The organism is Marinobacter shunpengi, from assembly GCF_045449715.1.
GTDB lineage: Bacteria > Pseudomonadota > Gammaproteobacteria > Pseudomonadales > Oleiphilaceae > Marinobacter.
This window is the reverse complement of the sequence record NZ_JBJJLA010000015.1, coordinates 238,306-264,111: the sequence shown is the minus strand read 5'-3', so window position 1 is coordinate 264,111 and position 25,806 is coordinate 238,306. Positions and strand designations below refer to the sequence as shown.

Annotated in this window: 19 protein-coding genes and 4 tRNA genes; 17 read left to right on the top strand and 6 right to left on the bottom strand. The window is 61.4% G+C overall.

Annotated elements, in window-relative coordinates:
* The first annotated feature begins 21 nt into the window (after positions 1-21).
* Positions 22-2,202, top strand: coding sequence for a malate synthase G (locus tag ACJO3T_RS09220; RefSeq protein ID WP_406964489.1), 2,181 nt, complete (start codon positions 22-24; stop codon positions 2,200-2,202).
* 119 nt (positions 2,203-2,321) lie between these two features.
* Here ACJO3T_RS09220 and folD read toward each other — a convergent pair whose 3' ends face one another.
* Positions 2,322-3,182, bottom strand: coding sequence for a bifunctional methylenetetrahydrofolate dehydrogenase/methenyltetrahydrofolate cyclohydrolase FolD (folD, locus tag ACJO3T_RS09215; protein ID WP_406978352.1), 861 nt, complete (start codon positions 3,180-3,182; stop codon positions 2,322-2,324).
* Positions 3,183-3,362: 180 nt separating this feature from the next.
* Between folD and ACJO3T_RS09210 the strand changes: the two genes are divergently transcribed.
* The 13 genes from ACJO3T_RS09210 (at position 3,363) to ACJO3T_RS09150 (ending at position 15,955) form a co-directional block, all read left to right on the top strand.
* Positions 3,363-3,439, top strand: a tRNA-Pro gene (locus tag ACJO3T_RS09210).
* Positions 3,440-3,475: 36 nt separating this feature from the next.
* A tRNA-Arg gene (locus ACJO3T_RS09205) sits at positions 3,476-3,552 on the top strand.
* Positions 3,553-3,639: 87 nt separating this feature from the next.
* Positions 3,640-3,715: transfer RNA gene (locus tag ACJO3T_RS09200), tRNA-His, on the top strand.
* 103 nt (positions 3,716-3,818) lie between these two features.
* A tRNA-Leu gene (locus tag ACJO3T_RS09195) sits at positions 3,819-3,903 on the top strand.
* A gap of 192 nt (positions 3,904-4,095) precedes the next feature.
* Complete coding sequence (gene tig / locus ACJO3T_RS09190; protein WP_406964492.1) at positions 4,096-5,403, top strand: trigger factor; 1,308 nt, start codon at positions 4,096-4,098, stop codon at positions 5,401-5,403.
* Between the two features lie 96 nt (positions 5,404-5,499).
* Positions 5,500-6,135 carry an ATP-dependent Clp endopeptidase proteolytic subunit ClpP gene (gene clpP, locus ACJO3T_RS09185; RefSeq protein WP_406964494.1) on the top strand — a complete coding sequence of 212 codons (636 nt, stop codon included), beginning with the start codon at positions 5,500-5,502 and terminating at the stop codon, positions 6,133-6,135.
* 115 nt (positions 6,136-6,250) lie between these two features.
* Positions 6,251-7,534, top strand: a complete 1,284-nt coding sequence (gene clpX, locus ACJO3T_RS09180) for an ATP-dependent Clp protease ATP-binding subunit ClpX (protein WP_328185674.1) — start codon at positions 6,251-6,253, stop codon at positions 7,532-7,534.
* A 200-nt stretch (positions 7,535-7,734) separates the two neighbouring features.
* Positions 7,735-10,149: an endopeptidase La gene (gene lon / locus ACJO3T_RS09175; protein ID WP_406964495.1), complete on the top strand. Its 2,415-nt coding sequence runs from the start codon at positions 7,735-7,737 to the stop codon at positions 10,147-10,149.
* 235 nt (positions 10,150-10,384) lie between these two features.
* Complete coding sequence (gene hbs, locus ACJO3T_RS09170; protein WP_189573490.1) at positions 10,385-10,657, top strand: non-specific DNA-binding protein Hbs; 273 nt, start codon at positions 10,385-10,387, stop codon at positions 10,655-10,657.
* A gap of 235 nt (positions 10,658-10,892) precedes the next feature.
* On the top strand, positions 10,893-12,740 hold the full coding sequence (locus ACJO3T_RS09165; protein ID WP_406978351.1) for a SurA N-terminal domain-containing protein: 1,848 nt from the start codon (positions 10,893-10,895) through the stop codon (positions 12,738-12,740).
* A gap of 353 nt (positions 12,741-13,093) precedes the next feature.
* Positions 13,094-14,572: a glucose-6-phosphate dehydrogenase gene (gene zwf / locus ACJO3T_RS09160; protein ID WP_406978350.1), complete on the top strand. Its 1,479-nt coding sequence runs from the start codon at positions 13,094-13,096 to the stop codon at positions 14,570-14,572.
* A complete protein-coding gene (gene pgl / locus ACJO3T_RS09155; protein ID WP_406978349.1) occupies positions 14,559-15,278 on the top strand; it encodes a 6-phosphogluconolactonase in 720 nt (239 codons plus the stop codon). Before zwf ends, pgl begins: the two co-directional genes overlap by 14 nt.
* Before the next feature lie 20 nt (positions 15,279-15,298).
* On the top strand, positions 15,299-15,955 hold the full coding sequence (locus ACJO3T_RS09150; RefSeq protein WP_406964503.1) for a bifunctional 4-hydroxy-2-oxoglutarate aldolase/2-dehydro-3-deoxy-phosphogluconate aldolase: 657 nt from the start codon (positions 15,299-15,301) through the stop codon (positions 15,953-15,955).
* Here ACJO3T_RS09150 and pyk read toward each other — a convergent pair.
* Positions 15,952-17,409, bottom strand: coding sequence for a pyruvate kinase (gene pyk, locus ACJO3T_RS09145; protein ID WP_406964505.1), 1,458 nt, complete (start codon positions 17,407-17,409; stop codon positions 15,952-15,954). The genes ACJO3T_RS09150 and pyk overlap by 4 nt on opposite strands.
* 100 nt (positions 17,410-17,509) lie before the next feature.
* Between pyk and edd the strand changes: the two genes are divergently transcribed.
* The gene (gene edd, locus ACJO3T_RS09140; RefSeq protein WP_406978348.1) at positions 17,510-19,330 is read left to right on the top strand and encodes a phosphogluconate dehydratase; all 1,821 of its coding nucleotides are present in this window, start codon (positions 17,510-17,512) and stop codon (positions 19,328-19,330) included.
* Between the two features lie 30 nt (positions 19,331-19,360).
* Positions 19,361-20,842, top strand: coding sequence for a glycerol kinase GlpK (gene glpK, locus ACJO3T_RS09135; RefSeq protein ID WP_406964508.1), 1,482 nt, complete (start codon positions 19,361-19,363; stop codon positions 20,840-20,842).
* A gap of 27 nt (positions 20,843-20,869) precedes the next feature.
* Here glpK and ACJO3T_RS09130 read toward each other — a convergent pair whose 3' ends face one another.
* Together ACJO3T_RS09130 and ACJO3T_RS09125 are read right to left on the bottom strand one after the other, a co-directional pair.
* Complete coding sequence (locus ACJO3T_RS09130) at positions 20,870-22,120, bottom strand: ABC transporter substrate-binding protein (protein ID WP_406964510.1); 1,251 nt, start codon at positions 22,118-22,120, stop codon at positions 20,870-20,872.
* A gap of 21 nt (positions 22,121-22,141) precedes the next feature.
* Positions 22,142-23,398, bottom strand: coding sequence for an ABC transporter substrate-binding protein (locus ACJO3T_RS09125; RefSeq protein ID WP_406964511.1), 1,257 nt, complete (start codon positions 23,396-23,398; stop codon positions 22,142-22,144).
* Between the two features lie 346 nt (positions 23,399-23,744).
* Here ACJO3T_RS09125 and ACJO3T_RS09120 point away from each other — a divergent pair, with 346 nt between their 5' ends.
* Positions 23,745-24,077 carry a TraR/DksA C4-type zinc finger protein gene (locus ACJO3T_RS09120; protein ID WP_406964513.1) on the top strand — a complete coding sequence of 111 codons (333 nt, stop codon included), beginning with the start codon at positions 23,745-23,747 and terminating at the stop codon, positions 24,075-24,077.
* 2 nt (positions 24,078-24,079) lie between these two features.
* On the opposite strand, the gene ACJO3T_RS09115 is transcribed toward ACJO3T_RS09120, so the two are convergent.
* The gene (locus ACJO3T_RS09115) at positions 24,080-25,102 is read right to left on the bottom strand and encodes a polysaccharide deacetylase family protein (protein WP_406964515.1); all 1,023 of its coding nucleotides are present in this window, start codon (positions 25,100-25,102) and stop codon (positions 24,080-24,082) included.
* Positions 25,096-25,800: a DNA-J related domain-containing protein gene (locus ACJO3T_RS09110; protein WP_406964516.1), complete on the bottom strand. Its 705-nt coding sequence runs from the start codon at positions 25,798-25,800 to the stop codon at positions 25,096-25,098. The genes ACJO3T_RS09115 and ACJO3T_RS09110 overlap by 7 nt, the downstream gene beginning before the upstream one ends.
* Between the last annotated feature and the right edge of the window lie 6 nt (positions 25,801-25,806).

The window sequence follows — 25,806 nt, the reverse complement described above, 5'->3', positions numbered from 1 at the left end:
ACAACACTGAGGCAGACAACGATGACAGAACGCGTGCAAGTCGGCGGCCTGCAGGTCGCGAAGAACCTGTTCGATTTCGTGAATAACGAAGCGATCCCGGGAACCGGCGTCGACGCTGACAAATTCTGGGCCGAATTTGACAAGATCGTCCACGAGCTGGCGCCCCGTAACAGGGAGCTGCTTGCCAAGCGCGACGATATCCAGGAAAAAATGGATGGCTGGTACCGTAACCACAAGGGGCAGCCCTTCAACATGGACGAGTACAAGTCTTTCCTGAAGGACATCGGCTACCTGGCGGACGAACCGGGCGAGTTCAGGATCTCCACCTCCAACGTGGACCCGGAAATCGCCACCATGGCCGGCCCGCAGCTCGTGGTGCCGGTAATGAACGGCCGCTTCGCCCTGAACGCCGCCAACGCCCGCTGGGGTAGTCTGTACGACGCCCTGTACGGTACCGACGTGATCTCCGAGGAAGGCGGTGCCCAGAAGGGCCCCGGCTACAACTCGGTGCGTGGTGCCAAGGTTATCGAGTTTGCCCGCAACCTGCTGGACGAATCCGCGCCGCTGGCTTCCGGCAGCCACAAGGATGCCGCGAAGTATCTGGTGGAAGGCGGCAAGCTGGTGGTCAAGCTGCAGAGCGGTGAGTCCACCGGTCTGAAAGATGAGTCCGCCTTCGTCGGCTACACCGGTGCCGAGGGCGAGCCCACCGGCATCCTGCTGGTGAAGAATGGCATGCATTTCGAAATCCAGATCGATGCCAGCCACCCCATCGGCCAGGACGATGGCGCTCACGTCAAGGACGTGCTGATGGAGTCCGCCCTGACCACCATCATGGACTGCGAAGACTCGGTTGCCGCCGTTGATGCCGACGACAAGACCCTGGCCTACCGCAACTGGCTGGGCCTGATGAAGGGTGACCTGGAGGAAAGCTTCCAGAAGGGCGGCGAGATGATGACCCGTCGCATGCACGCGGACCGCACCTACACCGGCGCCGATGGCAGCGAGCTGAGCCTGAAGGGGCGCAGCCTGATGTTCGTGCGTAATGTGGGTCACCTGATGACCAACCCGGCCATCCTTCTGAAGGACGGCAACGAGGTGCCGGAAGGCCTGATGGACGGCCTGATCACATCACTGGTCGCCATCCATGACCTGAAGGGCAATGGCCCGCACCAGAACAGCACTACCGGCTCTGTCTACATTGTTAAGCCGAAGATGCACGGTCCCGAGGAAGTGGCCTTCACCAACGAGTTCTTCGGCAAGGTGGAAGATGCACTGGGTCTGGCTCGCTTTACCCTGAAGGTGGGCATCATGGACGAGGAGCGCCGCACCACGGTGAACCTGAAGTCCTGTATCCACGCTGCGAAAGAGCGCGCCGTGTTCATCAACACCGGCTTCCTGGACCGTACCGGTGACGAGATTCACACTTCCATGGAGAAGGGGCCGTTTATCCGCAAGGGGCCGATGAAGCAGGCCACCTGGATCCAGGCCTACGAGCAGTGGAACGTGGACATCGGTCTGGAAACCGGCTTCCGTGGTGTTGCCCAGATCGGCAAGGGCATGTGGGCCATGCCGGATCTGATGGCGGGCATGCTGGAGGCCAAGATCGGCCATCCCAAGGCCGGTGCCAATACGGCGTGGGTTCCGTCCCCGACCGCGGCCACCCTGCATGCCATCCATTACCATCAGGTGAATGTGGCTGACGTGCAGAAGCAGCTTGAGAGCCGTCAGCGTGCGGCCCTGGAAGACATTCTCACCGTACCGGTGATGGATGATCCCAAGTCCCTGTCCGAGGCGGAAATCCAGGAGGAGCTGGACAACAACGCCCAGGGTATCCTCGGCTATGTGGTGCGCTGGATCGATCAGGGTGTGGGCTGTTCCAAGGTGCCGGACATCAACGATGTGGGGCTGATGGAAGACCGGGCCACCCTGCGGATCGCCTCCCAGTTGCTGTGTAACTGGCTTTACCACGGCATCTGCAGCGAAGAGCAGATCGTCAGGACGCTTGAGCGTATGGCGGCGGTGGTGGATCGCCAGAACGAGGGTGATCCGGCCTACCGCAACATGGCGCCGAACTTTGACGACAGCATTGCCTTCCAGGCCGCCAAGGACCTGATCCTCAAGGGGCGCGAGCAGCCGAACGGCTACACAGAGCCGCTTCTGCACGCTTACCGCCTGAAGGCCAAGGAGAAGTTCGGGCAATAATCGCCTGAACGGATTCGAAAACCCCGCCCGGTTATGCCGCGCGGGGTTTTTCTGTTTCTGGGGGGTGAATCTTGGTGGTAAGGGTGGGATGGTCCGCCGTTTTTGCCGGCCCGGACTATTCACTCGTCCTTGTGAAGGACATCCGCTGCATAAAGCGTGTTCTGGAGCAGCGTGGCAATGGTCATGGGACCGACGCCACCCGGAACCGGGGTAATGTAAGCGGCGCGTTCTGACGCAGCCTCAAAGTCCACGTCGCCGCGAAGTTTGCCATCTTCCATCCGGTTGATGCCCACATCGATCACCGTGGCGCCCGGCTTGATCCAATCCCCCTTGATCAGCCCTGGTTTGCCAGCGGCGGCAATCAGGATGTCGGCTTCACCGACAAATTTTTCCAGGTCTTTGGTAAACCGGTGGGTCACCGTGGTGGTGGCGCCCTTGAGCAGCAGTTCCATGGACATGGGGCGACCGACGATATTGGAGGCGCCCACGATCACTGCGTGCTGGCCCTTGTACGGGGTGTCGATAGAATCCAGCAGGGTGATGATGCCCCGGGGGGTGCAGGGGCGCATCGCAGGCTGTCGCTGGACCAGGCGGCCGATGTTGTAGGGGTGGAAGCCGTCCACGTCCTTGTCCGGGCGGATTCGCACCAGGATCGGGTCATCGTCCAGGTGATCCGGCAGGGGCAGTTGTACCAGGATGCCGTCCACATCCGGGTTCTCGTTGAGTTCGTCAACCAGTGCTTCCAGCGCTTCCTGCGATGTGTCGGCGGGCAGGTCGTAGGACAGGGAGTGGATGCCGGCCGCTTCGCAGGCCTTGCGCTTGTTGCCGACATAAACCTGGGAGGCGGGGTCGCTGCCGACCAGTACCACGGCCAGGCCCGGTGCCCGCAGGCCTTTCTGGCGTCGCGCCTCCACGCCGGCGGCTACCTGCTGGCGGATGCCCGCGGCGATCTCTTTTCCGTTAATGAGTTCTGCGGTCATGAAGTCGTCTTTCTGGTGGAGATTGGAAGCTGTGCATTCTCGCACGTAAGGGGGCTATCGCCAATTCCTCTTGCGTCCCGCGGGTAAAGGGGGAAAAATTGACGGGATGCAGGTTGACGCCCCCGGGTTCCGCCGGTAATATGCGCGCCAACTTTGCTGAGGCATCTGTTGTTCAGGTTTCGGGGTATAGCGCAGTCTGGTAGCGCGCCTGCTTTGGGAGCAGGATGTCGGGAGTTCGAATCTCTCTACCCCGACCAACCCCATACTGGATGTTCAGGTGGGCAGACGGTCAAGCGCCCGTAGCTCAGCTGGATAGAGCATCGGCCTTCTAAGCCGGTGGTCGCAGGTTCGAGTCCTGCCGGGCGCGCCATTCGCCGTTCAGGCAGACTCAGGCGGCAGCCAGAAGCAAGGTTACCGTTTTCCGGCCGGGCCGGTAAGCGATGTTAGAAATGATATGGTGGACGTAGCTCAGTTGGTAGAGCTCAGGATTGTGACTCCTGCGGTCGAGGGTTCGAACCCCTTCGTCCACCCCATTTCCCTCTTTTCCGATCCATCCCCCGGTTCAGTTCCTGACGACTGGTTCGCATGATCCTTTTCGTGGGCCCCGAGGCTGTTATAGGATGGATTTCAAAATATGCGAGAGTGGCGGAACTGGTAGACGCGCTGGATTTAGGTTCCAGTGGGGCAACCCGTGAGAGTTCGAGTCTCTCCTCTCGCACCACTTCTGTGAGCGACCGGCGAAGGCGGTTTGTCGGTTATCTTCGGAAATCGGGTCACAAAACGGCTTTTCTTCCCTTTCTATGCCTGTATTCCTGCTTTTCAGGTGATTCTCTCCCCCGTCGGTTCCGTGATAGACTAGTCGTTTAACCAAACCCAAATCCACTTAACTGATTCGGTAATTTGAGGAACGTCCATGCAAGTGTCTGTTGAAACGACGTCTAACATCGAGCGTCGGATGACGATCGGTGTGCCCGCCCAGGAAATCGACCAGGCGGTTCAGAAGCGTCTTCAGGAAACCGCGCGCACCGTGCGCATGAACGGCTTCCGTCCGGGCAAGGTGCCCTTCAAGGTGGTCAAACGTCGTTTCGGTGACAGTGTTCGCCAGGAAGTGGTTGGCGAAGTCATGCGCGACAGCTATGTGAAGGCACTGGAAGAGAAGGACGTATCCCCGGCAGGCTGGCCCCGTTTCGAGCCCAAGACCGTGGAAGAAGGCAAGGACCTGGAGTTCGTGGCCATCTTCGAGGTTCTGCCGGAAATCGAGCTGGGCGACCTGAGCAAGATCAGCGTTGAGAAGATGGTGGCAGAAGTCACCGACAAGGATATCGACAAGATGATCGATAACCTGCGTCGTCAGCAGGCCACCATGAAGGAAGTCAAGCGCAAGTCCAAGAACAAGGACACTGTGACCATTGATTTCAAGGGCTATGTCGACGGCGAGGCCTTCGAAGGCGGCGAAGCCCAGGATCACCGCCTGGAGCTGGGCTCCGGCCAGATGATCCCCGGTTTCGAGAAGGGCATTGTGGGGGCCAAGACCGGTGAGGACATCGAGATCGAGGTGACCTTCCCGGAGGACTACCACAACGAAGACCTGAAGGGAAAGCCCGCCAAGTTCGAGATCAGCGTCAAGAAAGTGGAAGAGGCGCAGCTTCCGGAGCTGAATGAGGAGTTCTTCAAGCGCTTTGGTATTGAGGCCGACAGCGAAGAAACCTTCCGCGAGGAAGTGAAAAAGAACATGGAGCGGGAACTCAAGCAGGCGATGTCTGCCAAAGTGAAGAACGACGTGGTTGATGGCCTCCTGGAAAACACCGAGGTTGAGATTCCCGAGGCGCTGATTGATCAGGAAATTGATCGCCTGCGTAATGACGCCGTACAGCGTTTCGGTGGCCAGATGGATCCACAGCAGCTGCCCAAGGAAATCTTCCAGGATCAGGCCAGTCGTCGGGTGAAGACCGGTCTGCTGTTCCAGGAGATCGTCAAGGCCAACGATCTGAAGGCTGATGACGAGAAGGTGGACGAAAAGATCCGTGAGATCGCCTCCACCTACGAGCAGCCGGAAGAGGTGATTACCCACTTCAGCAGCAACCCGGACCAGAAGGCCCAGATCGAATCCGTGGTGCTGGAAGAGGCGGTGGTTGACTTTGTGCTTGATCAGGCCAAAGTTAAGGAAAAGAAAGCGAAATACGACGACGTCATCCAGGCGGCGCAGCAACAACAGGGGTAAGTGCCTGGCTGACCGCCCTGAGAAACAGCCGGTTTTACCGGCTGTTTCCTTGTTAACCGTTATTCAGTCCGAATCCGATAAGGAGTGCAGGCACACATGACCCAGAAACCTTTTGACGGTTCTTCCGTGGACACCAATGCCGCCTTGATCCCCATGGTGATCGAGCAGACCTCTCGCGGTGAGCGGTCTTTCGACATTTATTCACGGCTCCTGAAGGAGCGGGTCATCTTCATGGTCGGGCCGGTGGAAGATCACATGGCCAACCTGATCGTGGCGCAGATGCTGTTCCTCGAATCGGAGAACCCGGACAAGGACATTCACCTGTACATCAACAGCCCGGGCGGGTCCGTCACGGCGGGCATGTCCATCTATGACACCATGCAGTTTGTCAAGCCGGATGTGGCTACCCTGTGTGTCGGCCAGGCCGCCAGTATGGGAGCGTTCCTGCTGGCCGGTGGTGCCGAGGGCAAGCGAGCCTGTCTGCCCAATTCCCGGGTCATGATCCATCAGCCACTGGGGGGCTATCAGGGCCAGGCTACCGATATTGAGATCCATACCAAGGAAATTCTCAAGATTCGGGATACCCTGAACCGTATCCTCGCTGAACATACCGGGCAGGACCTGGAAACCATCGCCAAGGATACGGACCGTGACAACTTCATGGATCCGCAGCAGGCGAAGGAGTACGGGCTTATCGATACCGTACTTGATAAGCGCGTATCGAATAAATAATACTGACGGTAATCGACAGGATGTGTGGCCGCGTACTCTTCATTGAGGTGTCAGGGCGGTAGCGGTGCATGCCAGGCCACACATTGGCACCGGAAACCAGACCAGAGGTAATTCAATGGCAGATGAAAGAAACGGCAGGGGCGACGACAACGGTAAGTTGCTGTACTGCTCGTTTTGCGGAAAAAGCCAGCATGAAGTCCGTAAGCTCATTGCAGGGCCGTCGGTGTTCATCTGCGACGAGTGTGTCGACCTGTGCAACGATATTATCCGGGAGGAAATCCAGGAAAATGCACAGGAAGAGGCCAGCGACCGCCTGCCGACACCAAACGAGATTCGCAATACCCTGAACGAGTATGTGATTGGGCAGGACCGCGCCAAGGTGGTACTGGCGGTTGCGGTTTACAATCACTACAAGCGTCTGCGCTACGGCGAAGGCAAGGGTGATGTGGAACTGGGCAAGAGCAACATCCTGCTCATCGGTCCCACTGGTAGCGGTAAGACCCTGCTGGCTGAGACCCTGGCGCGGATGTTGAACGTGCCGTTCACCATCGCCGACGCCACCACGCTGACCGAGGCGGGTTATGTCGGTGAGGATGTCGAGAACATCATCCAGAAGCTGCTGCAGAAGTGCGACTACGATGTGGACAAGGCCCAGCGGGGCATTGTCTATATCGACGAGATCGACAAGATTTCCCGTAAGTCCGATAACCCCTCCATCACCCGTGACGTGTCCGGTGAGGGTGTGCAGCAGGCACTGCTCAAGCTGATCGAGGGCACGGTTGCCTCGGTGCCGCCCCAGGGTGGTCGCAAGCATCCCCAGCAGGAGTTCCTGCAGGTGGATACCGGCAACATGCTGTTTATCTGTGGCGGCGCCTTTGCGGGGCTGGACAAGGTGATCCGTGAGCGTACCGAGAAGAACAGCATCGGCTTTGCCGCCTCGGTGGCCAGCCAGGATGACACCAAGAAGACCGGTGACATTATCCGCAACGTTGAGACCGAGGACTTGGTCAAGTATGGCCTGATCCCGGAATTCGTTGGTCGTCTGCCGGTGGTGGCGACACTGACCGAGCTGGACGAGGAAGCCCTGGTACAGATCCTCACCGAGCCCAAGAACGCGCTGACCAAGCAGTACCAGAAGCTGTTCGATATGGAAGGCGTGGAGCTGGACTTCCGTGAGGACGCTCTGCGTGCCGTGGCCCGCAGGGCCATGGAACGCAAGACTGGTGCCCGTGGCCTACGTTCCATCATGGAAGCCACACTGCTGGATACCATGTACCAGATCCCGTCAGAGCCGGACGTGACCAAGGTGGTGATCGACGAGAGCGTGATTGACGGGGACTCCGAGCCCTTCAAGATCTACGCCAGCAGCGATCACGCCAAGGCGGTTCCGGAAGACTGAGGGAACGACCACCGGCGCCAGCCGGACAACCAAAAAAAGGGCGGCAACGCCCTTTTTTTGTGCCTGTTCCAGCGACAATGTGATGTGACGCCCTGTTACAGCCGGTAGCGGCTGGAAAGCGTCTGTAAAAACATTGCAATTGGGCAAACAACCCCAATGTTCGGTGGTATGCTGAAAGAAACATCGTCAGAGGATGCTTTATGACCCCGACTCCCGAAACCCGTACCGAATACCCGATGCTTCCCCTTCGGGACGTGGTTGTCTTCCCCCACATGGTCGTGCCGCTGTTTGTGGGGCGTGAAAAGTCCATCCAGGCCCTGGAAGTGGCCATGGAGGGCAGCAAGGAGATTCTGCTGGTGTCACAGCGGGATGCGGGTACGGATGATCCGGGCCCGTCCGACGTCTTCAACGTCGGTACGCTGGCCACTGTCCTGCAGATGCTCCGTCTGCCGGACGGCACCGTCAAGGTACTGGTGGAAGGTAACGCCCGCGCCAGCCTGGATGCGGTTGCCGAAGGTGACTACCTGACCGCCACCGCCGAGCTGCTGGAGCCGGATTCCCTCCCGGAACGGGAAGAGGAGGTTCTGGTCCGCACTCTGACGGAAGAATTCGAGAAGTACGTCAAGATGTCCCGCAAGGTGCCTTCCGAGGTCTCCAGCGCCCTGCAGGGCATCAACGAGGTGGAGCGCCTGGCGGATACCATGGCGGCACACCTCGAACTCAAGGTGCCGGAGAAACAGGAGTTGCTGGAGGCCCTGGATATCCGCAACCGCGTTGAGCTGTTGCTCGGCCGCCTGGACAGCGAGATCGATCTGATCGAGGTGGAGAAGCGCATTCGTGGCCGTGTCAAGAAACAGATGGAGAAGAGCCAGCGGGAGTATTACCTCAACGAGCAGATGAAGGCCATCCAGAAGGAGATGGGCTCCCTGGGCGAAGGCGGCGGCGATTTCGAAGAGCTGGAACAGAAGCTTGAAGAAGCCGGTCTGCCGGAAGAGGCACGCAAGAAGACCGAGGCCGAACTGAACAAGCTCAAGATGATGTCGCCCATGTCAGCCGAGGCGACCGTGGTGCGCGGTTACATCGACTGGATGCTGGCGCTGCCCTGGAAGAAGCGCAGCCGTGTCCGCCACGACATCGACAAGGCCCGCAAGATCCTCGACGAGGACCATTATGGCCTCGACGAGGTCAAGACCCGCATCCTGGAGTACCTGGCGGTACAGAGCCGGGTGAAGAAGGTGAAAGGGCCGGTGCTGTGCCTGGTGGGGCCGCCCGGGGTGGGCAAGACGTCCCTGGGGCAGTCCATCGCCCGGGCCACCAATCGCAAGTACACCCGCATGGCGCTGGGTGGCGTTCGGGACGAAGCCGAGATCCGTGGCCACCGCAAAACCTATATCGGCGCACTGCCGGGCAAACTGGTCCAGAAGCTCTCCAAGGTGGGTGTGAAGAACCCGCTGTTCCTGTTCGACGAGATCGACAAGATGGGCATGGACCACCGGGGCGACCCTGCGTCGGCACTGCTGGAGGTGTTGGATCCGGAGCAGAATCACACCTTCAACGACCACTACCTCGAAGTGGATTACGACCTGTCGGATGTGATGTTCGTGTGCACTTCCAACTCCATGAACATCCCGCCGGCGCTGCTGGACCGCATGGAGATCATCCGCATCCCCGGTTATACCGAGGATGAGAAGGTCAACATCGCGCTCAAGTACCTGCTGCCCAAGCAGCTCAAGGCCAATGGTCTGCGCAAGCAGGAACTGGTCATGCCCGAGCAGACCCTGCGGGATGTTATCCGCTATTACACCCGCGAGGCGGGCGTGAGGGGCCTTGAGCGGGAGATCGCCAAAATCTGCCGCAAAGTGGTCCGCGAGCATGTGGAAAAGGGCGAGAAGGCGGCCCTGGAGCTGTCTCCAGAGCTGCTGGAAGACTACTCCGGCGTTCGCAAGTTCAAGTACGGCCTGGCGGAAGAGAAGAACCAGGTGGGCTCCGTAACCGGCCTGGCCTGGACATCGGTGGGTGGCGAACTGCTGACCATCGAGACCGCGGTGACCTCCGGCAAGGGCCGGGTGGTGAAAACCGGTTCCCTGGGTGACGTAATGCAGGAGTCCATCCAGGCGGCCCTGACCGTGGTCCGCAGCCGCGCCCCCGGGCTTGGAATTCGTGACGACTTTCACGAAAAACAGGACCTGCATGTGCACGTACCTGAGGGTGCCACACCAAAAGATGGTCCCAGCGCCGGCATTGGCATGTGCACCGCATTGGTCTCTTCCCTGACCGGAATTCCGGTTCGCGCCGATGTCGCCATGACCGGTGAGATTACCCTCAGGGGCCGTGTGCTGGCCATCGGCGGGCTCAAGGAAAAGCTCCTTGCGGCGCACCGCGGGGGTATCAAGACGGTTATTATCCCTGATGAAAATGTAAGGGATCTCAAGGAGATACCGGATAATATCAAGGAGTCCCTCGAGATTCGTCCGGTGAAATGGATCGATGAGGTTCTGGACGTTGCCCTGGAATATACCCCGGAGCCGCTGACCAGTACGTCAACCTCTCAGACACAGGGAGCCGGCAGCCGTGACGACGACGGCGACGCGGGCGAAAGAATCAACACACATTAAAAGCTGCGTGCTTTGTTGACATGCCTGAGAGCCCGTTGGTATAACTGTTTCGCCGTGAAGCAGCCAATACCAAGGGCTCCCGCGCGATCAAAACCTATTCCGTGGACCGGTTAACAGCCGCAGGGAATAAAAAAAGTGAAGAATGGCATTCTCCGACCGCTTATGCGATAGTCGGGAACGTCTCAGAAAAATAAACAGACCGAGAACTTCCAACCTGAAATCGAAGGGGTTTAGTGTGAACAAGTCCGAACTTATCGATGCAATTGCAGAGTCCGCCGATATCTCCAAGGCCGCCGCTGGCCGTGCTCTGGACGCCATGACCGGCTCCATCACCGGCGCGCTGCAAAAAGGCGACCAGGTGACCCTGATCGGCTTTGGTACTTTCTCTGTAAAAGAGCGTGCCGCTCGCACTGGTCGTAACCCGCAGACTGGCGCCGAGATCAAGATCCCGGCCTCCAAGGTGCCCGGGTTCAAGGCAGGCAAGGCTCTGAAGGACGCCGTCAAGTAACGGACTCCTTCGGCAGGTGGTACTGGCATTTCCTGACCAGTGCCGCCCTGCTCGGATTCAAGGCGCATTCCATCAAGGGTGCGCCTTTTTACGTTCAGTCGGCCAGCAAAGTACCAGCCCCGCAGTGCCGGGCGTCCCGCTGACTGTTTTTCCAGAAGAACACTGAAAAGAGGCCTGACGCTGAACCTGATACCAGCAGGATGGTAGGGAAAGGTGCGAGCGATCCGGGAGGAACATGCTTCAAGATATTCGGGAAAATGCCCAGGGCACCATTGCCAAGATCATCATCGCCGTATTGATTGTGTCCCTGTCTATCTGGGGGATGGATGCCATTGTCGGCGGTTTCCGGGGGGAACCGGAGGTGGCGACGGTGAACGGCGAGGACATCACCGAACGTGAATACCAGCGGATGGTGCAGATTGCCAGCCAGCAGCAACTCAGGCAGATGGAGAATCCGGATCCGACGCTGCTGGACGAAGACCAGATCCGCAGGGACACACTGGACAGCATGATCCGGGCTGAAGTGCTGGCACAGGACGCCAGCGAACAGGGGCTGGCACTGAACAACGTCAGTGTCGACCAGCTTATTGTCGGCATGTCCCAGTTCCAGGTGGATGGCGAATTCAGTCAGGAGCGTTTTACATCATTCGTCCGCAACCTGGGAATGACGCCTACCGAATTCCGTGAAGTGCTGAAGCGTGACTATATCAGCAACCAGATCCGCACCGCAGTCGTTCGTGGCGGTATCTCGCCCGACGAATCGGCTCGCCGGTTGCTGGCACTCCAGAACCAGAGCCGTGACTTCAGACTGCTGCGCCTGTCAGGTGATTCCGTGGCCGATCAGGTGGAGGTCACCGAGGAAGACGTGGCCCAGTGGTACCAGGATAACCAGTCCCGCTTCATGCAGCCGGAATCCGTCGATGTGGAGTACCTGGTGCTCTCCATTGACGATGTACGGGACGGTATTGAAGTGTCCGAGGAGGAAGTCCGTCAGCGCTATGATCAGATGGCCGACCAGCTTACCCAGGAAGAGCGCCGCAGTGCCCATATCCTGATCGAGGACGGGGAAGACGCCCAGAAAACGATCGACACCATCCAGCAGCGCCTGGAAGAGGGCGCGGACTTCGCCGAGCTGGCCAGGGAGTTCTCCGATGATCCGCTGTCGGCGGAGCAGGACGGTGACCTGGGGTACCTGATGGAGGGTGACCTTGGCGGTGCCTACGACGAGGCCCTGTTTTCTCTGGATGAGGGCGAGATCGCCGGCCCGGTGGAAGGCGAATATGGCACTCATTTCATCAAATTGCTGGATATCCGAAAGGGTGACGCACCGAGTTTCGAGGAGCAGGCGCCAGAGATCCGCTTGCAACTGGCCCAGCGCCAGGCCGGGGAGGAATTCTCACGTCAGCGTACGGAGCTGGCTGATATGGCCTTTTCCGGCGACGGCCTGGATTACCCGGCGGAGCAGTTCGACCTGGAGGTGCAGACCCGCTCCGGTGTTACCCGGGAGAGCAACGAGCCGCCCTTTGATCACGCCGGTCTGGTACGGCAACTGTTCTCCGGTGATGTACTGGAAGACGGCTTCAACACCGAGCTGATTGATGTCAGCCAGACTTCCGCTGTGGTGGCCCGGGTCACTGAGCATCATCCGGAAGAACCCAGGCCGCTGGCCGAGGTGTCCGACCAGATCCGTGAACGCCTCGAGCGGGAGCGTACCCTGGAGCTGCTCCGTGAGAAGGCTGATGAGCTTCTTGCCCAGTTGCGTGAGGGAGAGGTTTCCCCGGAAGGTGACGAATGGACCCGTCATGAGGGCGTCACCCGGGGGCAGAGCGACCTTGCCGGGCCGGTACAGGCTACCGTCTTCTCCCTGACCGCACCGGATGAGGACAGTTTCAGCTTTGGTACCGCTGAAACCGGGTCCGACCTGGCGGTGATCGCCCTGTCCGGCGTCACCGATGGTGAGGTGGACGAAGGCAGCGAGGAAGTCAGGAACATGAGCCTGTTCCTGGCCCAGCTCAATGGCCAGAGCGAATACCGGGCCTACGTGCAGACCCTGCGAGATAGGGCGGAAATTGAACGTCCCTGACGTTACAGGCCCGGCCCGGGTCGCCTGAGAAAAACAGCCCGCCCCCGGCATTACCCGGCGGCGGGTTTTTTTCTGCCCTGGTGTCATGTACGGGACACTAAACAAACCTGGAAATCCGGCACGAGGGTTGTCATGATTTTTGTATGATAATGACAAAACCATCGCCAGGAGTCTGTGCGGTAGAAATCGCGCGAGGCGAGATTGTCCCACTTTGAGGCCATTTTGACGGTCATTTTGGGCGCATAGTGGCTCTATGTAGCGAAAATGAGCGCTCAAAAGGGGCCAAAGTGGGGCGGTCGCAACGGTGCGACTTTCTACCGCGCAGACTCCCAGGGACCTGAGGAGGCACCAATATGGTTAGCCCGGACACTGCCTGTGACCTGATTCTGTTCGGGGCCATGGGAGATCTTGCCTCGAAGAAACTGTTCCCGGCCCTGTACCATCTCCACCGGGCCGAGTTGCTGGCACCCGGCACCCGGATACTGGCGCTGGCACGCCGGGGCTATTCCACTGCCGAGGCAAGACAGGTGATCCGGGAAAGACTGTCCCGGACACTGGGGTCTGACGAGCTGTCCCCTCCGACGATGGAAGCCTTCCTGGAGCGGGTGGAGTACGAGGACCTGGATTTCTCCAGTCGTGAGGGCTACCTGACGCTGGAACAGTGGCACGGCAGGGGGCCATCGGAGAACACCCTGATCCTGTACTACGCCACACCACCGGACCTTTATGCGACCATTACCGGGCACCTGGCCAGTGTCGGCTGCTGCGACGAGACAACCCGGGTAGTGGTGGAAAAGCCCATCGGCCACGATCTGGTTTCCTCCCGGGAACTCAACGACCAGCTGGCCGGTGTGTTCCGGGAAGAGAACATCTATCGGATCGACCATTACCTGGGCAAGGAAACGGTCCAGAACCTGATTGCCCTGCGGTTTGCCAATAACCTGTTTGCCTCCCAGTGGGACCAGAACCACATTTCCCATGTGGAGATCACGGTGGCGGAGAGTGTTGGCATTGAAGGTCGCTGGTCCTACTTTGACAGTGCCGGGCAATTGCGGGATATGGTGCAGAGTCACCTGCTGCAACTGCTTTGCCTGCTGGCCATGGACCCACCGTCGGACCTGTCGTCGGACAGCATCCGGGATGAGAAGGTGAAGGTGCTCAAGGCCCTGGCGCCCCTGACCCAGGAGCGCATTCCTACCCACCTGGTGCGGGGGCAGTACACGGCGGGAACGGCGGACGGCAAACCGGTGCCTGGTTACCTGGAAGAGGAGGGATCCGTGGGGCACAGCCGTACCGAGACCTTCGTTGCCCTCAAGGTGGAGATCGAGAACTGGCGCTGGGCGGGTGTGCCATTCTATATCCGGACCGGCAAGCGGCTGCCGGAGAAACGTTCCGAGGTGATCGTGCACTTCAAGCCGGCGCCCCATTACATCTTCGACCCGGACCAGAAACACCTGGCCAATAACAAGCTGATTATCCGGCTGCAGCCGGACGAGGGCATGTCGCTGCAAATCCTCACCAAGGACCAGGGGCTCAGTCGTGGCATGCGACTGCGTCAGGGCCCCCTGGAGCTGACCTTTGCCGAGGCTTTCAATACCGACCGTATCCCGGATGCCTACGAACGTCTGCTGCTGGAAGCCATGAAAGGCAACCAGTATCTGTTCGTACGCAGGGACGAGGTGGAGTATGCCTGGCACTGGGTTGACCAGTTACTGGCCAACTGCGAGGAATGCGGCGCCCATCCAAAGCGCTACGCCGCCGGCACCTGGGGGCCGGTGGCCTCCATCGCGATGATCACCCGCGATGGCAGGAGCTGGTATGAAGACGTCTGAACAGCCGTTGTTAGCCGGTGTCTCCCTCCGGCCCTTCGCTGATCCGGAGGCCCTGGCCGGCGAACTGGCGGAACAGGTGGCCAGTCGCCTGCGAGAGTCCATCAGGGAGCGTGGTGATGCGTTACTGGTGGTGTCCGGCGGGCGCACGCCGGCAGGGTTCCTGCAGGCGCTCTCAGGGCTGTTACTGCCCTGGGAACAGGTGACCATCGTGCCCTCAGATGAACGCTGGGTGGCCGTGGATAGCGATCAGCGCAACAGCCGTATGATACGGCAACACCTGCTCCAGGAATCCGCCGCCAGTGCCCGCCTGATGGAACTGGTGGAGGACGGCGACGAGACGCCCGGCCAGTCGGCCAGGCAGGCCTCCGAACGGCTTGCCGGACTACACTGGCCCGCCGATGTGGTGGTGCTGGGCATGGGGGAGGACGGCCACACCGCCTCACTGTTTCCCGATGCCCCGGAACTGTCCGCGGCCATGGCGGCGGATGCGCCACCGGTAGTGGCAATCACACCAGACTCCCAGTCCACGGTACGCTTGACCCTCAGCGCCCGGACACTGTCAGGAGCACTGATGACAGTGCTGCTGCTCCGGGGGGATGGCAAGAGGGCCGCCCTGGATGAGGCCATCGCCGAACCGTTCGCCATCGGGCCCATGCCCGTCCGTTATTTTTTCCATCAGCCTTTGTCCATTTTCTGGAGTCCCTGACTCTGGCAAGGAGGACCGTCATGCCCGGACTTTCGAAGGATCAGCAACAGCGCATACAGGCGGTGCTGGCAGCGGGACCGCTGGTGCCCGTGATCACCCTGCACCGGGAGGAGGACGCCATGCCCCTGGCGGAGGCGCTGGTGGAAGGGGGCATCCGGGTGCTGGAGATCACCCTGCGCACCCCCCAGGCCCTGCCAGCGATCGAGACCCTGAGCAAACAGCTGCCCGGGGACGTCCTGGTGGGGGCGGGTACCGTCACCGATCCCGCTGCCTATCGCCAGGCGGAGAGTGCCGGTGCCCGTTTCGTAGTCAGCCCCGGCATTACGCCGCGGCTACTGGACTACGGGCTGACCGCCAATGCCCCCCTGTTACCGGGCGTGGCCACGGTGTCGGAACTGATGCTGGGGTATGAGCTGGGATACCGTGCCTTCAAGTTCTTCCCGGCGGCGGTCGCCGGCGGGCTGGAGGGCCTGAAAGCGATGGCCGGGCCGTTCCCCGATGTTGTGTTCTGTCCCACCGGGGGGATTCGCCGGGACACCGCCCGGGACTATCTGGCGCTGGGCAACGTGGTGGCGGTGGGGGGCACCTGGCTGACGCCGGAGAAGCGGGTCAGCCAGGGTGACTGGCCGGGAATCACCCGGCTGGCCCGGGAGAGTCTGGCAAGCTGCCAGGGTTAACGGATATCGTCGCCCACCCGCAGGATCTTCATGGTGTTGGTGCCGCCCTGGGCATTGACGTAGTCGCCCTTGGTGACCACCACCAGATCCCCCGGCTTGACGATGCCCCGGTTCTGCAGCTCCCCGACCGCCAGGGCATTGGTCTGCTCCGGCGGGATTTCGGCGGAATCGAAGGGCACGGTCTGCACCCCCCGGTACAGGGCTACCCGGTGCTGGGTGGTGAAATGCCGGGAAAAGGCGAAGATGGGCAGTCCCGACTTGATACGGGACATCAGCAGCGGCGTGGCGCCGGTTTCCGTCAGGCAGATGATGGCGGTAACGCCCTGCAGGTGGTTGGCCGCGTACATGGCGGACAGGGCAATGGCCTCGTCCACCCGCTCCATGCTCTCGTGCATGCGGTGGCCGGACTGGTGCATGGACGGGTGACGTTCCGCGCCCTTGCAGATGCGGTCCATGGCTTCCACCGCCTGCACCGGGTAGTCGCCCACGGCAGTCTCGGCGGACAGCATGACGGCATCGGTGTAGTCCATCACCGCATTGGCCACGTCGGAGACTTCGGCCCGGGTCGGCATGGGGTTGTCGATCATCGACTCCATCATCTGGGTGGCGGTGATCACCACCCGGTCCAGCGCGCGGGCACGGGCAATGATGTGCTTCTGCACGGCCACCAGTTCGGCGTCGCCGATTTCCACGGCCAGGTCGCCACGGGCCACCATGACCGCGTCCGAGGCCAGGATGACGTCGTCCAGGGCCTGTGTGTCGTGGGCCAGCTCGGCACGTTCGATCTTGGCCACCAGGGCCGCGGACGAGCCGGCGTCCCGCAACAGTTGCCGGGCCGTGTGCATGTCATCGGCGGTGCGGACGAAGGACACCGCCACATAGTCCGCACCCAGTTCGGCGGCAGTGGTGATGTCCTCCCGGTCCTTGGTGGTCAGTGCGTCTGCGGACAGGCCGCCGCCGCGCTTGTTGAGGCCCTTGTTGTTGGACAGCGGGCCGCCGATCAGCACGGTGGAAGTGATACTGTGGTCGTCCACGGCGGTCACTTCCATCTCGATACGGCCATCGTCCAGCACCAGGATATCGCCGGGGCTGACATCCTGGATCAGTTGCTCGTAGTCGATGCCGACGCGCTGGCCGTCGCCGGCTTCCTTGTCCATGGCGGCGTCCAGGACGAAGGTCTCGCCGGCCCGCAGCGTCACCTTGTTGTCCCGGAACCGGGCGATCCGAAGCTTGGGCCCCTGCAGGTCCGCCAAGATGGCCACGAAGCGGCCGCAGTTGGCGGCGGCGTCCCGCACCCGGCGGGCACGCTCGCAGTGCTCACTGGCGCTGCCGTGGGAAAAGTTGAGCCGGGTGACATCCAGCCCGGCGCGGATAATGCGTTCAAGGGTTTCGGGGGCGTCGGTGGCGGGGCCGAGGGTGGCGACGATTTTGGTGCGCCTTAGCTGCTCTGGCATAGCGTATCGATTCCTTGTCTGGAGGCCTGCCTGACGGGGCGACCTGATGGCCCCGTCATGGTAGTGTCAAATTGTAACAGAATGGTGAAGGAGGGCGGCGATGCACCCCACCGTAAAGCAGGTAACGGACCGTATTGTCCGGCGTAGCCGTGACAGCCGGCAAGACTACCTTGGGCGTATGCAGGAACTGGGTCGGCAGTCGCCCCACCGGGCCACCCTGTCCTGCGGTAACCTGGCCCACGGTTTTGCCGCCTGCCAGCCCGGCGACAAGCAGACCCTGAAACTGATGAATCAGGCCAATGTGGCCATGGTGTCGGCCTACAACGACATGCTCTCGGCCCACCAGCCTTACGCCGGCTTCCCGGACGTGATTCGCGAGGCGGCCCATGGCATGGGCTCGGTGGCCCAGTTCGCCGGTGGCACCCCGGCCATGTGCGATGGCGTTACCCAGGGCCAGCCGGGCATGGAGCTGAGCCTGGTGTCCCGGGACGTGATCGCCATGAGTACCGCCGTGGCCCTCAGCCACAACATGTTCGACGCCACCCTGCTGCTGGGGATCTGCGACAAGATCGTGCCGGGGCTACTGATCGGGGCGCTGAGCTTTGGTTACCTGCCCACGGTGCTGGTGCCGGCCGGTCCCATGCCGTCCGGCCTGCCCAACAAGGAAAAGCAACGGGTCAGGCAACTGTACGCCGAGGGCAAGGTGGGGAAGGACGAGCTGCTGGAAGCCGAAAGCGAGTCCTACCACAGCCCCGGTACCTGCACCTTCTACGGCACCGCCAACAGCAACCAGCTGCTGGTGGAGGTGATGGGGCTGCACCTGCCCGGGGCAGCCTTCATCAACCCGGGCACGCCCTTGCGGGAGGCCCTCACCCGGGCCGCCACAGAGCAGGTGATCCGGCTGTCCCGACCCCATGGCGGTGAACTCGGCCTGGCCCATATGGTGTCCGAGAAGACCATCGTTAACGCCCTGGTCGCGCTGTTGGCCACTGGTGGCTCCACCAACCATACCCTGCACTGGGTGGCTATTGCCCGGGCCGCGGGCATCATTATCGACTGGGACGACTATGCCGAGCTGTCGGCGGTGACGCCCCTGCTCACACGCATCTACCCCAATGGCCAGGCGGACGTGAACCATTTCCACCAGGCCGGGGGCACGGCATTCCTGATCCGGGAGCTGCTGGACGCCGGTCTTCTGCACGAAGACGTGGACACGGTGGTGGGGCATGGCCTGAGGGCCTATACCGATATACCCACCCTGGAGGGCGGAAAACTGGTCTGGCACCCCGCGCCGGCGGCAACCCGCGACGCGGGCGTGCTGCGGTCGGTGTCGGAGCCCTTTGACGGGGAGGGCGGTCTCAAGATCATGCAGGGCAACCTGGGCCGGGGGATTCTCAAGACCTCGGCGGTGGCCATCGAGCATCGGGTGGTGGAAGCCCCGGCCCTCGTGTTTGATGACCAGTCCGACGTGGCCGCCGCCTTTGACCGGGGGGAACTGGACCGGGATTTCGTGGCGGTGGTTCGCTGGCAGGGACCGGCCGCCAACGGCATGCCGGAGCTGCATAAACTGACACCCTACCTGGGCAGCCTGCAGGACCGGGGATTCAAGGTCGCCCTGGTGACCGACGGGCGCATGTCGGGTGCCAGTGGCAAGGTGCCGGCGGCCATTCACGTCTATCCGGAGGCGGCCAGGGGAGGCGCCCTGGCGAAGGTGCGGGATGGTGATATGATTCGTGTAGACGCCGTCCGGGGGGAATTGTCGGTGCAGGTATCCGGTGGCAATCTGGAAGACCGGGAACCGGCCAGTGCGGACCTTTCCGGCAATCAGTACGGGCTGGGCCGGGAACTGTTTGCCTGGTTCCGCCAGGGGGCGTCGGAGCCGGAGCAGGGGGCTACACTGTTCTTCCAGTCCCACGATTGATTCGAACAATAAAAAGGAGCACAACGGCCTATGAGCCAGTATCTGTTGGCGATCGACCAGGGAACCACCAGTTCCCGGGCCATCCTCTTCACCCGGGAAGGCCGGATCCACGCCGTGGAGCAGCAGGAATTTGAACAGATCTATCCCGACAGTGGCTGGGTAGAGCATGATCCCGAAGCCATCTGGGACACAGTCAGGTCCACCTGCCAGGCGGTACTGGACAATAACGGTGTGGAGGCCAGCCAGATCCTGGGGGTGGGCATCACCAACCAGCGGGAAACCACCATCATCTGGGATCGGCAGACCGGCAAGCCGGTGTACAACGCCATAGTCTGGCAGGACCGGCGCACCGCCGGGCTGTGCCAGCAACTCAAGGATGATGGCCATGAGCCGGGGGTGACCGAGCGTTCCGGGCTGCTCATCGATCCCTATTTCTCCGCCACCAAGATCCGCTGGATACTGGACAATGTGGAGGGGACCCGGGAGCGGGCGGAGAAGGGGGAACTGGCCTTTGGCACCATCGACACCTTCCTGCTATGGCGGCTCACCGAAGGGCGCTCCTTCCTGACCGATGCTACCAATGCCTCCCGCACCATGCTGTTCAATATCCACGAACAGCGTTGGGACCCGGACCTGCTGGAGCTGTTTGGTATCCCGGAATCCCTGCTGCCGGAAGTGCGTGACTGTGCTTCGGATTTCGGGACCATCGCCAACGGTCTGCCGGCAGCGGGTGTCACTGTCGGTGGTGTGGCCGGGGACCAGCAGGCGGCTCTGTTCGGCCAGACCTGCTTCGCCGAGGGCACGGCCAAGAGTACCTATGGCACCGGATGTTTCCTGATTCTCAACACCGGGGAGCAGGCCCTGAAATCCGAACACCAGTTATTGACCACGGTGGGGTACCGTCTCAACGGCAAGACCACCTACGCCCTGGAGGGCAGTATCTTTATCGCCGGTGCCGCCATCCAGTGGCTGCGGGACGGTCTGAGCCTGATTCGCATGGCGGACGAGTGCGAGATGCTGGCGGAGCAGACACCAGTGGACCATGGCGTGTACCTGGTGCCCGCGTTTACCGGCCTGGGCGCGCCTCATTGGGATCCCAAGGCACGGGGAGCCATGTTTGGCCTGACCCGGGACACCGGTATCAAGGAGATTGTCACTGCTGGCCTGCAGTCCGTGTGTTATCAGACCAAGGATTTGCAGAAGGCCATGGAAGATGACGGCGTACGTCCGGTGGCCCTGAGGGTGGATGGTGGCATGGTGGTGAACAACTGGGTGCTGCAGTTTCTGGCGGACATCCTGGGGGCAACTGTGGACCGGCCGGAGGTGATAGAAACAACGGCTCTTGGCGCGGCCTTCCTGGCGGGGCTCCAGGTCGGGGTCTACGAGAGCCTGGAGGAGATCGAGAAGCTCTGGCGCTGTGAACGCCGGTTTGAACCGGCCATGTCCAAGGCGGACCGTGACCGGCTCTATGACGGATGGCTGGGAGCTGTGCGGCGGTTGCAGGCTGGCTGACAACCGCCGGTCTCGCTCCGTCAGCGGCTACTGCAGGGTCAGCGGAACGCCGGCTTCCCGGCGAACCGCCTGCCATTCCTCCAGGGTCCGGGCCGCCTCGGGGCCGGGCACCGTACCGAGGATTTCGTAGAAACCACTGTTGTATTCATCCGCAAGCACTTTCTCCCGGGACTGCATTCGCACCAGGTAGACGGACTGCACGTTCTGATGGTCGAAGGCCCGCCATTCCTGTTCATCCTTGAGCAGCGAGTACTTGTGCCCCTCCAGGGCCCGGATCACATCGGCGGTATTGGTGGTACCGGCCCGCTCCACTGCATCCTTGTACTGGTACACGATGCTGTAGGCGGAGGCCGCCGCGGACGATGGCCGCATGTTGTGCTGGCTGGAGAACGCCTCGACAAACTCGATGCCCCGCTCGTAACCCTTCTCATAAGGCAGGTTCCAGAACCAGGGGGCGGCACCGATAATACCTTCCATCAGCGAGGGTCCCAGTTGCAGTGCCGTACCCAGGCTGGTGTTGGGCCACACGATCTGCATTTTCTCTTTCAGGCCCATATCGTGGGAGATGTTCACCGCACGGACCATGTCGCCACCGCCGAGGATCAGCACCAGGACATCGGCACCACTGGCTTCCGCCTGTTCCAGGGCGGACTGGAAATCCCGTGAGGTGGCGTTGGGGAAGGGGGTACGGGTGACCGGATGACGTTCGGTATCCTCGGTGCCGGATGCCGCGCGCACTGAGTCCTCAACCGAGTAGCCCCAGGAATAGTCAGCGGTAATGAAGAAGTATTTCTTGTCCCGGAACTCTTCGGCCAGATACTTACCTATCGCGCTCGCTGTCATCCAGGCGTTGTAGGATTCGCGGAACATGTGGGTGTGGCCAGCAGTCCCGGTGGTGGCATTGGCGTAGGTCAGGGTGCCGAAGTAGATCCGGTCCTTTTCCTTGGCGGCACGGCCCGAGGCGATGGCAACCGCCGAGGACACCCCGCCGAACAGCATCTGGACATTCTCCTCGTCCACCATTTCACGGACGTTGGCGGCGCCCCGCTTGGGGTCCAGTTGGGTATTGCGGACCACCAGCTCCACCGGGCGACCAAGGATGCCGCCGGCCTCATTGATTTCGTCCACAGCCAGGAAGGCCCCCATCCGCTGCTGGAGGCCGAGATACTCATAGCGGCCACTGGCGGGGTAGTTGAGTCCGATTTTCAGTACCTCCTGTGCGCTGGTCAACGGACTGGTGAGCAGCAGCGCGAGTGCCATTACTACGTTTTTCTTCATGAACGATTCCATTTTCTGGGTTTATTGTAGGGTCAGGGGCATTCCCGCCTTGCGACGGTCTGCCTCCCACTCTTCCCGGGTGCGGACCGCCTCATTCCCCGGCAGGGTATGGACGATCTCGAAATAGTCACTGGAGTGCTCATCGGCCAGTACCTCCTCCCGGGGGCGAATCCGGACGACGTAGACGGACTGGACGTTCTGGTGATCAAAGGCCCGCCACTCCTGTTCATCCTTCAGGAAGGTGTAGCGGTGCCCCTCCAGCGCGCGGATGACATCGGCGGTATTGGTGGTACCGGCCCGCTCCACCGCATCCCTGTACTGGTAGACGATGCTGTAGGCAGAGGCAGCGGCGGAGGACGGACGCATCTCGTAGCGTTCGGAAAAGTCCTGTACGAACTTCTGGCCGCGCTCATAGCCGGCTTCCCTGGGCAGGTTCCATATCCAGGGTGCGGCGCCGATGACACCTTCCATGATGCTGGGGCCGACCTGGTTGGCCATGCTTAGGGTAATGTTGGGAACCACGATCTGCATCTTGTCGTGCAGGCCCATGGAATAGGCAATATTCACCGCCCTCACCATGTCATCACCGAACAGTACCATGGCGAGCACATCCGCATCGCTGGCGGCTGCCTGTTCCAGCGCCGCCTGGAAATCGCTGGTCAGGGCGTTGGGAAACGGTGTCCTGGTGCCGGGGTGTTCGCTGGTATCGCCGGTGTCGGTGAACTGCCGCAGGGATTCCTCCACCGACCAGCCCCAGGTGTAGTCAGCGGTGATATAGAAGAATTTTTTGTCCGAGTAGTTCTCGCTCAGGAAGCTGCCCAGGGCCTTGGCGGACATCCAGGCATTGAAGGGTTCCCGGAACATGTGGGTATGTCCAGCACTGCCGGTGGTGGCGTTGGAATAGGTGAGGGTGCCGAAGTAGATCCGGTCCCGTTCCTTTGCCGCCTTGCCGGAGGCTATGGCAACGGCGGAGGAGGAGCCGCCGAACAGCATCTCCACACCGTGATTATCGATCAGGTCGGCGGTGTTGGCGGCGCCACGCTCCGGATCCCCCCGGGTGTTACGGATTACCAGCTCCACCGGGCGACCAAGGATGCCGCCGGCCTCATTGATTTCCTCCACTGCCAGGAAGGCCCCCATACGCTGTTGCAGGCCCTGGTCCTGATAACGACCGGTCTGCGGGTAGTTGAATCCCAGTTTCAGGGGCTCCGCCAGTATGGGCGCGGACAGGACAATGAGCGATGAAAGGATGGCGAGGGAACAAATCCACCTGGGCATTCAAACATCTCCTGCGGGTAACCGCCGGGGCACCCTTATCTATCTGTTGTATTTGTGAAATATTGAAAAATGCATTGGCAAGGCCAAGTGTTGTCGCTGTTGCCTGAATTCGCAATGTGACCTTGGTGGAAAAATGTGGCAACCGGTAACAGGGTGTGACGATGCGTAACTGAGGGGCCGGCGCGTCGAACCGTGATCCGCCGATGGCCACCGCCGTAGTATAACGCACTGATTGTTTTTGGCTTCCCGGTTCTGAGCACGTCTAATTTTGACGGCTATCAATTGCTCAGCCATTCTTTGGGATACCCTGGCAGGATTCAATGTTCGAGCAGGAGGTGGCAAGCTGATGGCCAAGACCCGTAAAGAAGAACTCGAACGGCTCAAGCAGGAATTGACCCGTCGGCTGGAGCGGTACGAGGCTCACCAGCACCGCGACGAAGGCAAGCTGGAAGCGGATTTTTCCGAGCAGGCGGTACAGCGCCAGAACGATGAGGTGGTGGATCACCTGGAGCTGGAGGTACGGGAAGAACTCCGTCAGGTCATTCATGCCCTTGGCCGGCTGGAAGAGGGCGAAGGTGAACGGTGCGAACGTTGCGGTGACACGATCAACCCGGAACGCCTGAAAATCCTGCCGTGGGCGTCACTGTGTATCCGTTGCGCCGAAGACGAGGAGGAGTAGCGTCAGTCCTCCGGCCGCTCCAGGTCCACCCACTGTTGGGACAGCCAGTAGAAGCGCCCCTCGCCCGCCGGATAGGTACAGTTGTAGCGGAAGCGCCGGCTGTTGAAGGCCTCCGCCGCCTGTACCGTGACCTCCTGTCCCCGGGGCTCCAGTGCTAGCCGCCCGCGTCCTGAAGCGAAGCACGTAAGGGCCTCCGGATTCAACCGGTCCGGCAAGCGGAGGGTCAGGCGGGGCGGGTTGTCCGACACGATACCGTCCGGCAGCTCGGAGGCGTCCACCGGCAACGCCCGGCTGCGCAGCTTGTCATCGAGGCTGTCCATCTGCCCGTAAGCGGTTGCCATGGGAAACCGGGGCAGGCGGCTCGGGTCCGACGTGGGGCCGATGGCACCGGATTGCTGGCCGTAGCCGTACCAATCCCGTTCGTCCAGGAGTTGTTCCAGGCCAGCGTCGTATTCGCCGTAGGGGTAGGCGAACAGCGGCTCGTCCATACCCAGTCGCTCGTCCAGTAGCGTCTGGGCGTGGTCCAGGCTGGCGGTTACCTGCTGGTGCCAGGCATTGCGGGGCTCGTCGGGCTTTCGTGGCAGATGGGCATGGTCATGGCTGTGGTTGGCGATGGTTACATGGGAGAGTCCGGCGGCCTGTTCCAACTGTTGCCAGGTCATATGACCCGGGCTGCCCACGGCCTGGGTATTGACGAAAATGGTATACGGATAGCCGTACTCGTCCAGGATGGGGGCCGCCGTGGTCCAGACCGATTCGTAGGCGTCATCGAAGGTGATGGCCGCCTGCTGTTGTCCTTCCAGCCTGCCTGCGAGGGCCTCTTCGGTGCCGGACTTGAGGGGGACCACCTCAAGCCCCAGCTCCTGGATACGATGCAGTTGTTCACGGAAAAGGTCTACCTCGGTGCTGGTGCTGGCGGGCGTCCGGTCACTGATATGGTGGTACTGGAGCACCACCAGGTCCGCCCTCGCGGGCACGGCCGCAGTGGTGATCAACACAGCCAGGGTCAGGTATCGGTTCAGCATGGGGTGTCTCCGTGTCGGAAGTAGTGGCGCAGGATGGCGAAGGCCTCGTTGAGCTTCTGGACCTGTTCGGTCTCGCCACCCCGGTCCGGGTGGGCCTGCATCACGGCGCGGCGGAAGCGTTGCTTGACGGCGGTGAAATCCGCTGGCAGTGCCTCGAAGCCCAGTACCTCGGCGGCCCTGGCGGCGTCTCCCCGGCCCGGCGTGCCGTGGGATCGCCCTGCCCAGAAATCGTCCACCAGGCGCAGGATATCGTCCTCCGACATCTCGTACTGGTCCAGGTCCAGGTAGAAGGCCCTCAATGGGTCTGCCTGATCCGGCAGGCCGGTTCCGGCCACCACGTCGGCCTGCGTCAGGGAGATGGACAGGGGAGAAATGGTCACGGTTTCGCCCCGGGTCGCCAGTTCATCCCGCAGGCGGTAGAGCACATGGAATACCAGGAAGTGGACAGGATAGAGCGCCGCCGGGTTGGCGTAATCCACCGGCCCGATCAGTTCCCAGGGCGGCGACTGGAGCTGGCGGATGAGTTCCAGCTCCGACAGCCCGCCACGGGCCTGGCGCAGGCAGGCCTCCACCGCCGCGCCAAGCATCCGGACATGGCGTTCCAGCGCCTGTCGGGCCTGGGTGTGGGAGTCTGTGGGAACAGAGTGTAATTGGCTTTCCTGTGACTGGTTCATGGCATTATGGTAGGTCAGTAGCAACGCAAT